Origin of the sequence: Novosphingobium sp., from assembly GCF_041915465.1 — a bacterium.
In the GTDB taxonomy this organism is placed as follows: Bacteria; Pseudomonadota; Alphaproteobacteria; order Sphingomonadales; family Sphingomonadaceae; genus Novosphingobium.
Genome location: NZ_JAYSBK010000022.1, coordinates 1 through 12,231, shown reverse-complemented (window position 1 = coordinate 12,231; position 12,231 = coordinate 1). Strand labels below are relative to the sequence as shown.

Here is a 12,231-nt window from a genome sequence, read left to right as displayed (position 1 = left end):
CGATATTACTCCGCGGCTACCGAGGCGGCGCTGAGCCGCTCGGCCTCGAGTTGCTTGAGTGCCATCGCGTAGTCGCGCGGCATGACCTTGACGAACTTCGTGATCGCATTGTCGAAGTCGTCCAGCAAAGCGCGGGCGCGCTTGCTGCCGGTGTGGAGGTGGTGGCGTTCGAGCAGCACCTTCACGCGCTCAGCATCATGGCGCAGGTGGTCGCCCATGCCATTGTCGTTGACGCCGTTGGTGCGCTGCTGCGGACGGCCCGCGCCGTCTTCTTCGTCCCTGCCCGGGTTAAGCGGGATGAGGTCGACCTGCGCCAGGTTGCACAGCTTTTCGAATTGGCCGTCGACGTCATAGACGTAGGCGATCCCGCCCGACATGCCCGCGGCAAAGTTGCGCCCCGTCTTACCCAGCACGCAGACCACGCCGCCGGTCATGTATTCGCAGCCATGATCGCCGGTCCCTTCGACCACCGCGACGGCGCCCGAATTGCGTACCGCGAAGCGTTCGCCGGCAACCCCGTTGAAGTAGGCTTCGCCCGCGATCGCGCCGTAAAGCACGGTGTTGCCGACGATGATGTTTTCGGTCGGCTCGCGGTCAACGTGGGCAGGCTGGCGCACGACCACGCGGCCGCCCGACAGGCCCTTGCCGACATAGTCGTTGGCATCGCCGGTCAGCTCGAGGCTGACGCCGTGGGCCAACCACGCGCCAAAGCTCTGCCCGGCAACACCGGTCAGGCGGATCGCGATGGTGTTGTCGGGCAGGCCCGCGTGACCATAACGCTTGGCAACTTCGCCCGAGAGCATCGCGCCGACCGTGCGGTTGACGTTGATGACCTTGCGCTCGATCACCACCGGCTGCTTCTTTTCAAGCGCGTCGGCGGCGGCTGCGATCAGGTCGTTGTCGAGCGCCTTTTCAAGCCCGTGATCCTGGGTCTGCGACCAGTTCAGCGAGGGGCTGTCACCCAGCGGAGCCTGATAGAGGATCCGGCTGAGGTCGATGCCCTTGGCCTTCCAGTGGTTGATCGCCGAACGCATATCCATGCGGTCCACCCGGCCGACCATTTCGGCGACCGTCTTGAAGCCCATTTCGGCCATGATCGCCCGCAGCTCTTCGGCGACGAAGAAGAAGTAGTTGATCACGTGTTCCGGCTGGCCGGTGAAGCGCGCGCGCAGCACCGGGTCTTGCGTCGCAACGCCGACCGGGCAGGTGTTGAGGTGGCACTTGCGCATCATGATGCAGCCCGCCGCGATCAGCGGGGCGGTGGCAAAGCCGAACTCGTCCGCGCCCAGCAGCGCCGCCACGGCGACGTCGCGGCCCGTGCGCAGGCCGCCGTCGGCCTGCACCGCGATGCGGCTGCGCAGGTTGTTGAGGATCAGCGTCTGCTGGGTTTCGGCCAGGCCGATTTCCCAGGGGCTGCCCGCGTGGGTGAGCGAGGTCAGCGGCGATGCGCCGGTGCCGCCTTCGTAGCCCGAGATCGTCACATGGTCCGCGCGCGCCTTGGAAACGCCCGCGGCAACCGTGCCGACGCCGACTTCGGAGACCAGCTTGACCGAGATGCGCGCACCGGTGTTGACGTTCTTCAGGTCGTGGATCAGCTGGGCCAGATCCTCGATCGAGTAGATGTCGTGGTGCGGCGGTGGCGAAATCAGGCCGACGCCCGGGGTCGAGTGGCGGGTCTTGCCGATGGTCTTGTCAACCTTGTCACCCGGCAGCTGGCCGCCTTCGCCGGGCTTGGCGCCCTGAGCCATCTTGATCTGGATGTCGTCCGAATTGACGAGGTATTCGGTGGTCACGCCGAACCGTCCGCTCGCGACCTGCTTGATCGCCGAACGCAGGTTGCGCCCATCGGCCATCGGCTGGAAGCGCGCCGGATCCTCGCCGCCTTCGCCGGTGTTCGACTTGCCGCCGATCTGGTTCATCGCCGCGGCCAGCGTGGTGTGCGCTTCCCACGAGATAGAGCCATAGCTCATCGCGCCGGTGGCGAAGCGCTTGACGATTTCGCTGGCCGGTTCGACCTCGCTGATGTCGAGCGGCTTGTCGGCCGGCTTGAGTTCGATCAGCCCGCGGATGGTTAGCATCCGGGCCGACTGGTCGTTGATCGTCTCGGCGAACTGCTTGTACTTTTCAGGCACGTTGCCGCGCACCGCGTGCTGCAGGGCGGCAATGTTTTCCGCCGTCCAGGCATGCTGTTCACCGCGCAGGCGCAGACCGTACATCCCGCCCACGTCGAGCATGTTCTTGTAGATCGGGTTGTCGCCATAGGCCGCGCGGTGACGCTGCACGGTTTCCTCGGCGATTTCGGCCAGGCCAACGCCCTCGATCGTCGTCGCGGTGTTGGTGAAGTACTGGGCAATGAAGTCCGACGAGAGGCCGACCGCGTCGAAGATCTGCGCGCCGCAGTACGACTGGTAGGTCGAAATCCCCATCTTGGACATGACCTTGAGGATGCCCTTGCCGACCGCCTTGATGTAGTTCTTCTTAACTTCCTTGGCGGTGAGCGGCAGTTCCTTCTTCACGCGGATGTCTTCCAGCGTTTCGAAGGCGACATAGGGATTGATCGCCTCGGCGCCGTAACCCGCCAGCACGCAGAAGTGGTGCACTTCGCGCGCTTCGCCGGTTTCGACGACCAGACCGGTCTGCATCCGCAGGCCCTGCCGCACGAGGTGCTGGTGCACCGCCGCGGTGGCGAGCAACGCCGGCATCGGGATGCGGTCCGGGCCCTGGGCGCGGTCGGACAGGATCAGGATGTTCTTGTCCTGCAGCACGGCTTCGGTCGCGGCCCAGCACACTTCCTTTAGGGCCATTTCAAGACCGGCGGCCCCGGTGCTGGCATCCCAGGTGATATCGACCGTCTCGGTGCGGAACGCGCCGTCCAGCGCGGCCTCGACCGAGCGGATCTTGGCGATATCGTCGTTGGTCAGGATCGGCTGGTCGACTTCGAGCCGCTTGTGCGTACCGGCATCGCGGCCCAGCAGGTTCGGGCGCGGACCGATCATCGAGACCAGGCTCATCACCAGTTCCTCGCGGATCGGGTCGATCGGCGGGTTGGTGACCTGGGCGAAGTTCTGCTTGAAGTAATCGTAGAGCAGGCGGCTGCGGTCCGACAGCACCGCGATCGGCGTGTCCGTGCCCATCGAGCCGATCGGATCGTCGCCCTTGGCGCCCATCGGTTCAAGGAACTTGCTGATGTCCTCCTGCGTGTAGCCGAACGACTGCTGGCGATCGAGCAGGCTGGTGGTTTCTACCGGCAGCTGCGCCAGTTCGGGCTCGATCAGGTCGAGCTCCTTGAGGTTGTACTGCGTGCGTTCGAGCCACTTTTCGTAAGGCGCTTCGGCCGCGAGCTGGGCCTTCAGTTCCTCGTCCTCGATGATGCGGCCCTGGTCGAAGTCGATCAGCAGCATCTTGCCGGGCTGGAGGCGCCACTTGCGCACGATGTTGTCTTCCTTGATCGGCAGCACGCCGCTTTCGGAAGCCATGACCACGATATCGTCATCGGTGACGAGGAAGCGCGCGGGGCGCAGGCCGTTGCGGTCAAGCGTTGCGCCGATCTGGCGGCCATCGGTGAAGGCCACGGCGGCGGGGCCGTCCCACGGTTCCATCAGCGCGGCGTGGTATTCGTAGAAGGCGCGGCGCTTGGCATCCATCAGCGGGTTGCCGGCCCAGGCTTCCGGGATCAGCATCATCACTGCGTGGGCCAGGCTGTAACCGCCCGCCAGCAGCAACTCGAGCGCGTTGTCGAGGCAGGCGGTGTCCGACTGGCCGTGCGGGATCAGCGGCCACATCTTGTCGAGGTCGGCGCCGAGTAGCTCCGATTCCATCGTGCGGCGGCGCGCGTTCATCCAGTTGACGTTGCCCCGCACCGTGTTGATTTCGCCGTTGTGGGCGATGAACCGGTAGGGGTGAGCCAGCCGCCAGCTGGGGAAGGTGTTGGTCGAGAAGCGCTGGTGCACCAGGCCGAGCGCCGAAACGCAGGCCGGATCGCGCAGGTCGTCATAGAAGCTGCCGACCTGGGTTGCCAGCAGCAGGCCCTTGTAGACGACCGTGCGGCTCGAGAAGCTGGGCATGTAGAGCTCGGTCAGGCCGGGCAGGCCATGCTTTTCGGCGAGCGCCGCCAGCGGGTTCTGGGTCTGCTTGCGGATCGCGAGGATCTTGCGCTCGAACGCGTCCTGATCGGCGCAGTCTTCCCCGCGCGCGACGAAGCACTGGCGGATCACCGGCATCGATTCGAGCACGGCCTTGCCCAGACCGTCCGTGGTCACCGGAACATCGCGCCAGCCAATCAGGCGCTGGCCTTCCTTGGCGATGAACTTTTCAAGCGTGCCAGTGACGAATTCGCGCGCGGCCTCGTCCTGCGGCAGGAAGCACATGGCGACGGCATAGTCGCCCAGTTGGGGCAGCTTGAGCCCTTCCTTGTCGGCCCACTGGCGATAGAGCGCATCGGGGATCTGGATCAGGATGCCGGCGCCGTCGCCCAGCAGCGGGTCGGCACCCACCGCGCCGCGATGGTCGATGTTTTTCAGAATCTCCAGTGCCTGGCTAATGATCGCATGGCTTTTGGCGCCCTTGATATGGGCGACAAAGCCCACACCACATGCGTCGTGCTCGTTGCGCGGATCATAAAGGCCCTGGGGCGCCGGAAAACCCATCGATAAAACCCATCCTGTTTCTGGCCGAACACCCCGATTCGAGCCCGAATGGGCCTAAATCACGGTTTTCCGGCAATTAAGCGCACAATTCCCCGCCGCAAAAAGCAGCGAAAGTTGCGCGAAGCTTCCCCATGACGACACGAAGCTGCTTTTGCAACTGCGAAACGGCCAAGCAGCGCCCGGGAACGCCCGGGCGCTGACAAGAATAGCATTTCAGGAGGTGATTCGGGAGTGGCCCCTAGGCTCGGTTCAGGCCGCGCCGCTGATCCGCTGAAGATTGGCAAGCGCGGCGCGCAGCGCGCGTTCGGCTTCTTCGGGATCGGTATTCGGGCCTTGCCCGCTCGCCGCGACCATCTGACCTTGCTCGGCCTGGGCGGGCGCATCGAAACGGCGGAACTGCGAAGGATCGTCTTCGCTCGGCTGGGTCTGGAAGGGCGCGGTCGCAGCTGCCAGTGGCGGACGGGCGCCCTGGCCGGGGAAGATCACCACCGGTTCGATTGTGTCGCTGCCGACCTCGGGCTCGTCGACCCGTACATAGGGACTGCGCGGAGCAGCGACGCCCAGATCGAGCAGCGAGCCATAGTTTTCCTCGCCGTCGGCAGGTTCTGCCCCATCGTCGGCTTCGATCCCGGATTCGGCTTCGGCAATATGCTTGGCTTCGGCAACCGGCGCGAATTCGGGCCGGACAGGCTCAGGAGCCGCTTCGGGCAGAGCCGGTGCGGGCATGACCGGAGGGGCCATTTCGCCCAGACTGCGCGGCGGCAACAGGCTGTCCAGCATGGCATTGGCGCCGTCGTCGGCAAAGTCGTCGAAGCTGATCGGGCGCAGCGCCGCCGGCATGGCGACCGGCGCGGGTGGAACCTCTGCCGGGGCTTCGGGTGCTGTCTCGAGCACGGCTACCGAGACCGCGAACGGGGAAGCGGGGGCCGGATCGGCCGGCGTGCTGGCAAGCCGGGCGAACGGGGCCGAGATCGGCTCGTCGATCGGCTCGATATGCGCGAAAGGCGGCACATAGGGCGGGGGAACGGCGATCTCCGGCTCGGTCACGGGGCCAGGCGTGGACCCGGCGGATTCCTGAGCTGTTCCGGTGGACCGTTCCGGCTCCGCGGGCACGGGCGCGGCACCGGCGGTGCTGGCCGCCAGGGCTGCCCGCGCGGCGCGGCGGCGGCGCATCGATTCGCCCAGGCGCTGGGCCAGTTCGGTCATCCCCAACGTTGCCGGGCTGGGCAGAGTTTCGGGCGCGGGACCAGTTGCGGGTTCGGGCGCGCTGGCGGGCAGGTCAGCGGGTGCCGCGGCCTGTTCGGCAGGCTGCTCGGAAGCCGACTGGACAGAGGTGGCGCGCGGCGCGAACAGGGGCCGGCTCTCCTCCACATCGAACACCGAGGCCTTGTAGCCCAGCGCCTCGACGCACTCGCCCGGAACCTGATCGCCGTCGGTCGGCTGGCCGAACATCTGGCGCAGCTCTGTCGCAGGCATGGCCTCGGCGGAGTGAGCGTCGAACTGTTCCCTGGCGGCCTGGCCGAGCACTTGGCGGGTCTGGTCGAACTCCGGCTCGGAAACGACGGGCGCTTCGGCCTCGACCGGCTGGAACACCTGCCGCTGCTGATCGATCATGCTCGGCACCGGGCGGGCAAAGGGCCCATCCTGGACGGCGGCAACCGGCTTGGCCTGCGACCAGTCCAGCGTCGGCGCAGCCGACGGCGGCGCGAACGCAGGCGCGCTCTGGGGGGCGGCTTCGGTGAAGCTCGCCAGATCGAGCGGGGCGTCCTCTGCCGCAGTCGGTGCGAACGCGGCGGAAGTGGAGCCCATCGGCTCACCAAGGTTCATGCCGGCGATGTCGAGGATCTGCGGCTGGCCGCCGGGCAAGGGAGCCGTCTCATGCGGCACGAAGTCCGAATCGTCATGCGCGATCGCCAGCGGACGGCGGCGATTGGCGAGTTCGACAGTATCCTCTGCAGCGTCAGACCCTTCGCCCAGTGATACGGCGACGGGATCGAGCGGGCAGGCATACGGATCGAGCGTACGGACCGAGAAATCCTCCTCGCTGTTGGCGCGCGCTTCGCGCTTGCGCTGGCGGACTTCGGGTTTGGGGCGGGCGACGCGGCGGGCGGTCAGCGCACCGAGCAGCGCGCCGCAAGCGGCCAGGACAAGCGCGACCAGCATTCGGGCGGTAAGACCCAGCGGCGGGGCGGCGGCCGGCACAATCAGGTCGATCCGGCTCTTGATCACAAGGGCTTCAAGCAGCGAGGCGCGCACGGCAAGGCTGCCGAGCCCGAAGAGCGCGCCGAACCACAGCGCCACAACCGCCGGGAACAACGGATGGCTGGTTATCGGCTTGCCCTTGCTCGCTTTTCGCTTTTGCGGTGCCACTCTGGTTTACCCCGTCAATAAATCATTCGATTTCGCCCCGCTCCGCTCATGCGGCGGCACGGGTGCGGCAATTGACTTTTTGGGCTATCAGGGTTTGGTAAATAACGTGATAACGATGAATATTGCGTGACCAATCATGGCTTTCGGCGACGTGACGACGCCCGGCCTCGCGGCGTTTTTCCCAGATTTCCGGGCTACCCAGCAGACCGGCCAGAGCCTCGGCACAGGCCTGCGGATCGTCGGGGGCGAACAAGGTCCCGGTTAACCCGTCGGTAATCAGTTCGCGGTGCCCGCCGACGTCCGATGCGGCAACCAATTGGCCCTGCGCCATGGCCTCGAGCGGCTTGAGCGGGGTGACCAGATCGGTCAGCCGGCTCCGCTTGCGCGGATAGGCCATGACATCGACCAGTGCGTAATACCGCTCCACCTCACTGTGCGGCACGCGGCCGACAAACCGGATCGCATCCGCCGCGGGGCTGGCCTCGGCCTGGGCCTTGAGGCTTTGCTCCATCGGCCCGCCGCCGACCAGCAGCAGCTTGGCCTGCGGCAGGCGCGCGGTCAGCGCGGGCATGGCGGCGATCAGGTCGTCGAGGCCTTCATAGTCATAGAAGCTGCCGATGAAGCCCACCACCGGGCCATCGCCAAGGCCGAGCTGCGCGGCAAGCTCCGCCTCGCGCGGGGCAGCTTCGCCGAACAGGGCAAGGTCGACCCCGTTGGGGCTGAGGGTGATCTTGGCCGGATCGGTGCCGCGTGCCACCAGATCGTCCTTGAGGCCCTGGCAGATGGTCACCACGTGATCGGCGCCCGCCACGACGTGGCTTTCGAGCGCGCGGGTCAGGCGGTACTTGATGCTGCCTTCGCTGCCGGTGCCGTTCGAGACGGCGGCGTCCTCCCAGAACGCGCGGATTTCATAGACCACCGGAATGCCGAGCCGCTTGCCTGCGATCAGCGCGGCCTTGCCGCACAGCGCGGGGCTGTGGGCGTGGAGCACGTCGGGCCGCCATTCTTCTGCCAGCGCGATGATCGCATCGGCCAGCAGGCTGACCTCGCGCCATTCGCGCAGGCCCGGCGGGCCGGCGGCGCTGCCGCGGGTGCGGTGGAAGGTCAGCCCTTCGGCTTCTTCCATATCCGGACCGTCGGCGGTGTGGCGCAGCCCAGTAATCCCGCGCACTTCCAGCCCCGATGCGGCCTGCGCGGTGAGGATCGCGCGGGTGCGAAAGGTGTATCCGCTGTGCAGCGGCAGCGAGTGGTCGAGGACGTGCAGGATCCGGGTCATGGCCCTGTTTCCTATGCGTACAAGGCTTAACGCGCCGTCAACTCCGGGCTGCTAGGGCGGCATTCGCGATGATCGACTATTTCGCCCTTGCCCTGACGCACGGCTTGCTGGTGCTTGTCGCCTTGCGCCTGCTGCAGCGCGACGATCTCGATGTCGAGCAGCTGGACGAGGCGGCCAAGCGCAACGATCCGCCCGCGCCGCCGCCGGGCCCGCACGACCGCTTCAAGCTACCGCCAAGGGGCGCGCCCGGAGGCAGGCCGCGTGCTTGACCTGGCGATCACCCTGTTCACCCTCGGGCTGCTCGCTCTGGGGCTGCGCCGGCCCTACCTGTGGGTACTGGCCTATCTCTACATCGATATTCTGGCCCCGCAGAAGATCTCGTACCGGCTGCTGGCCTCGCTGCCGATCTCGCTGATCGCCTTCGTGCTCGCTTTCGCTGGCTGGGCCTTGCTCGACGACAAGCGCGACAGCCGCTTTACCCTGCGCCAGGGGCTGATCGCGGTGCTGCTGGTCTATTGCGGCATCACCACGATGTTCGCGGACTTTCCGGTTGAGGCTGCGGACAAGTGGGCCTGGGTGTGGAAGGCGCTGGTCTTTGCGCTGTTCCTGCCGCTGACCCTGCGCACGCGCCTGCGCATCGAGGCCGCGGCGCTGGTCATGGTGCTGAGCGTCGGTGCGATCATCATCGACGGCGGGATCAAGACCATCGCGGGCGGGGGCGGCTATGGCGAACTGCACCTGTTCATCAATGACAATATCGGGCTTTACGAAGGCTCGATCATTTCGGCCGTGTCGGTCGCGGTGATCCCGCTGATCCTGTGGCTGATGAAGCATTCGACGGTCTTCCCCAGCGACTGGCGCGTAAAGGTGTTCGGGGCGGCGCTGATCTTCGCCTGCATGCTGATCCCGATCGGCACCCAGGCCCGTACCGGCCTGCTGTGCATCGCCCTGCTGGGCGTGCTGGCGCTGCGCACGGTCAAGCGGCGCTTCCTCTATATCTCGCTGGCGGTGGTCGGCGCGCTGGCCGCGATCCCGCTGCTGCCCGACAGCTATACCAAGCGCATGAACACGATCGAGAACCACGCTTCGGACGAAAGCGCCTCGACCCGTGTTGCGGTGTGGATGTGGACGCTGGATTACGTAAAGGACCATCCCTTTGGCGGCGGGTTCGACGCCTATCGCGGCAACAAGCTCAGGATCGAACTGCGCGATGGGCAGGGCGGCAATGTCGACGTGACCGAAACCTATGACCAGGCCCGCGCCTATCATTCGGCCTATTTCGAGATGCTGGGTGAACAGGGTTGGCCGGGACTGATCCTGTGGCTGTGGCTGATGCTTTCGGGGCTGTGGCAGATGGAGCGGATCCGAGCGAAATGGAAGGGGCGCACCGGGCCGGGCGAAACCTGGCAGGCGCCGCTGGCCAATGCGCTGCAACAATCGCTGCTCGTCTACATGACCGGATCGCTGTTCGTTGGCATTGCCTATCAGCCGTTCTGCTTCATGCTGATCGGTCTGCAGTGCGGGCTGTGGAGCTATCTCAAGCGAATCGACTCGCCGCAGTACCGCGCCGCGCTCGCGCCTGCGGCGATGCGCGTCAGCGATGCCGTAGCGGCAGGCTAAGGCGCGTTGCAACAGGCTTCGCATTGGGCCATGAAAGCGGCTGATCAATGTATCAGGAGAGGCACATGACCCCGCAGGAGCTGCAGGCCAAGGTTGGCCAGAACATCGGCGTTTCGGACTGGTTCGAAGTCAGCCAGGAACGCATCAACAAGTTCGCCGAAGCCACCGGCGACTTCCAGTTCATCCACATTGACGAGGAAAAGGCCAAGCTGACCCCGTTCGGCGGCACCATCGCCCACGGCTTCCTCACGCTGTCGCTGATCCCGGTGCTTTCGGCAATGACCGAGGGCGCGCGCGTCAGCAACGTCAAGATGGGCGTCAACTACGGCGGTAACAAGACCCGCTTCATCTCGCCGGTCCGCGCCGGCAAGCGCGTGCGCGCCCATGTGAAGCTGCTCGACCTGGTTGAGAAGCGCCCGGGCCAGTGGCAGCAGACCAACGAATACACCATCGAGATCGAGGGCGAGGAAAAGCCCGCGCTGATCGCCGAATGGGTGATGCAGTTCTTCGTCTGAACCCAAGTCCTCCCCGGGACCACTTCAGTCGTAACCAGCCAAGGAATTCAACATGCGTGATGCAGTAATCGTCGCCGCCGCCCGTACGCCGATCGGCCGGGCCTATCGCGGTGCCTTCAATGCCACTCCGGGCGCTTCGCTCGGTGCCCTTTCGCTCAAGGCCGCGGTGGAACGCGCCGGGATCGACGGCGCGGAAATCGACGACGTGGTCTGGGGCTCGGCGCTCCAGCAGGGCGCGCAGGCCGGCAACATCGGCCGCCAGGTCGCGCTCAAGGCGGGTCTGCCGGTGACGGTTTCGGCCATGTCGATGGACCGCCAGTGCTCCTCGGGCCTGATGAGCATCGCGACGGCCAGCAAGCAGGTGGTGATCGACCGGATGGACGTGGTTGCCGCCGGCGGGCAGGAATCGATCAGCCTGGTGCAGACCAAGGAAATGCGGGTCATGCCCGACCCCAGCCTGATTGCGATGCACAAGGCGATCTACATGCCGATGCTGCAGACCGCCGAAATCGTCGGCCAGCGCTATGGCATCGGCCGCGAGGCGTGCGATGCCTATGCGCTCCAGTCGCAGCAGCGTACCGCCGCCGCCCAGGCCGCGAACCTGTTCGCCGATGAAATCGTCCCCTGCACCGTGACGATGGCCGTGACCGACAAGGCCACCGGCGAAACCACGATGAAGGAAGTGACGCTCGCCAAGGACGAGGGCAACCGCCCCGAAACCACGCTGGAAGGCCTGCAGTCGCTCGGCCCGGTGCTGCCCGACGGGATCGTCACCGCCGGCAACGCCAGCCAGCTTTCGGACGGTTCGGCCGCCGTGGTGATCATGGAAGCCGCGCTCGCCGCGAAGAAGGGCCTTGCCCCGCTGGGCCGCTATGTCGGCATGGCCGTCGGCGGCACCGAGCCCGATGAAATGGGCATCGGCCCGGTCGTCGCGATTCCCAAGCTGCTCAAGCGCTTCGGCCTGTCGATCGACGACATTGGCGTGTGGGAACTCAACGAAGCCTTCGCCGTGCAGGTGCTCTACTGCCGCGACAAGCTGGGCATCCCTGACGACCGGCTCAACGTCAACGGCGGCTCGATCTCGATCGGCCACCCCTATGGCATGACCGGCGCGCGCTGCACGATCCATGCACTGATGGAAGGCAAGCGTCGCGGCGCCAAGTATGTCGTGGTGACGATGTGCGTCGGCGGCGGCATGGGCGCAGCCGGTCTGTTCGAAGTCCTGTAATGCGGCTTCCTGCGCCCCGGATCGCCCCGCTTGCCGAAGCGGATCTCGATCCGGCGGCGCAGGCGGCACTTGCCGTACTGCCTGAACAGGCGCGCGGCTTCGCCATCTTTCGGACCATGGCCCGCGCGACTGATGCGCTGGCCGCGTTTCTCGGCTGGGGGGACTATGTCCTCTCGCGCCGCAACAGCCTGACCCCGCGCCAGCGCGAACTGGCGATCCTGCGGGTCGGCTTCCTTTGCGCCGCCGGTTACGAATGGGCGCAGCACCGGGTGATCGGCCTGCAATCTGGGATCAGCGCCGAGGAAATCGAAGCGATCAAGGTCGGGCCGGAAGCGCCGTGCTGGGATCCGCTCGATGCCGCGATTCTTGCGGCCAGCGACCAGCTGGTGAGGGATCACTTCATCGCCAATGACACTTGGACCGCACTCGCTCCGCTGGGCGAGCGCGGACGGATGGACCTGGTCTTCACCGTTGGGCAGTACACTCAGGTTTCGATGCTGCTGAACAGTTTCGGCGTGCAGCTCGATCCGGGGCTGACGCTCGACCCCGATCTCGACCGGCGTTGATCGGGCCGCG

General features: G+C 66.1%; 8 protein-coding genes. 5 read left to right on the top strand and 3 right to left on the bottom strand.

Annotated elements, in window-relative coordinates; translation table 11 throughout:
- Window positions 1-5: 5 nt before the first annotated feature.
- From gltB to ACE3SN_RS05990, 3 genes are all read right to left on the bottom strand, one after another.
- Window positions 6-4,646 carry a glutamate synthase large subunit gene (gene gltB / locus ACE3SN_RS06000; RefSeq protein WP_374528436.1) on the bottom strand — a complete coding sequence of 1,547 codons (4,641 nt, stop codon included), beginning with the start codon at window positions 4,644-4,646 and terminating at the stop codon, window positions 6-8.
- A 249-nt stretch (window positions 4,647-4,895) separates the two neighbouring features.
- Window positions 4,896-7,016, bottom strand: a complete 2,121-nt coding sequence (locus tag ACE3SN_RS05995) for a hypothetical protein (RefSeq protein ID WP_374528433.1) — start codon at window positions 7,014-7,016, stop codon at window positions 4,896-4,898.
- Between the two features lie 46 nt (window positions 7,017-7,062).
- The gene (locus tag ACE3SN_RS05990; protein ID WP_374528431.1) at window positions 7,063-8,292 is read right to left on the bottom strand and encodes a TIGR04063 family PEP-CTERM/XrtA system glycosyltransferase; all 1,230 of its coding nucleotides are present in this window, start codon (window positions 8,290-8,292) and stop codon (window positions 7,063-7,065) included.
- 68 nt (window positions 8,293-8,360) lie between these two features.
- Here ACE3SN_RS05990 and ACE3SN_RS05985 point away from each other — a divergent pair, with 68 nt between their 5' ends.
- The 5 genes from ACE3SN_RS05985 (at window position 8,361) to ACE3SN_RS05965 (ending at window position 12,221) form a co-directional block, all read left to right on the top strand.
- Window positions 8,361-8,561, top strand: a complete 201-nt coding sequence (locus tag ACE3SN_RS05985) for a hypothetical protein (RefSeq protein WP_374528429.1) — start codon at window positions 8,361-8,363, stop codon at window positions 8,559-8,561.
- Window positions 8,554-9,912 carry a putative O-glycosylation ligase, exosortase A system-associated gene (locus tag ACE3SN_RS05980; RefSeq protein WP_374528427.1) on the top strand — a complete coding sequence of 453 codons (1,359 nt, stop codon included), beginning with the start codon at window positions 8,554-8,556 and terminating at the stop codon, window positions 9,910-9,912. Before ACE3SN_RS05985 ends, ACE3SN_RS05980 begins: the two co-directional genes overlap by 8 nt.
- A gap of 65 nt (window positions 9,913-9,977) precedes the next feature.
- Window positions 9,978-10,427, top strand: a complete 450-nt coding sequence (locus ACE3SN_RS05975) for a MaoC family dehydratase (protein ID WP_374528425.1) — start codon at window positions 9,978-9,980, stop codon at window positions 10,425-10,427.
- A 52-nt stretch (window positions 10,428-10,479) separates the two neighbouring features.
- Window positions 10,480-11,655, top strand: coding sequence for an acetyl-CoA C-acyltransferase (locus tag ACE3SN_RS05970; RefSeq protein WP_374528423.1), 1,176 nt, complete (start codon window positions 10,480-10,482; stop codon window positions 11,653-11,655).
- Complete coding sequence (locus ACE3SN_RS05965; protein WP_374528421.1) at window positions 11,655-12,221, top strand: carboxymuconolactone decarboxylase family protein; 567 nt, start codon at window positions 11,655-11,657, stop codon at window positions 12,219-12,221. The genes ACE3SN_RS05970 and ACE3SN_RS05965 overlap by 1 nt, the downstream gene beginning before the upstream one ends.
- The last annotated feature ends 10 nt before the right edge of the window (window positions 12,222-12,231 follow it).

Bases quoted from the DNA above. Each gene is read 5' to 3' on its own strand.
- ACE3SN_RS05970 (WP_374528423.1), top strand. From the start codon at position 10,480: ATGCGTGATGCAGTAATCGTCGCCGCCGCCCGTACGCCGATCGGCCGG.
- ACE3SN_RS05985 (WP_374528429.1), top strand. From the start codon at position 8,361: ATGATCGACTATTTCGCCCTTGCCCTGACGCACGGCTTGCTGGTGCTT.
- ACE3SN_RS05990 (WP_374528431.1), bottom strand. From the start codon at position 8,292: ATGACCCGGATCCTGCACGTCCTCGACCACTCGCTGCCGCTGCACAGC.
- ACE3SN_RS05965 (WP_374528421.1), top strand. From the start codon at position 11,655: ATGCGGCTTCCTGCGCCCCGGATCGCCCCGCTTGCCGAAGCGGATCTC.
- gltB (WP_374528436.1), bottom strand. From the start codon at position 4,646: ATGGGTTTTCCGGCGCCCCAGGGCCTTTATGATCCGCGCAACGAGCAC.
- ACE3SN_RS05975 (WP_374528425.1), top strand. From the start codon at position 9,978: ATGACCCCGCAGGAGCTGCAGGCCAAGGTTGGCCAGAACATCGGCGTT.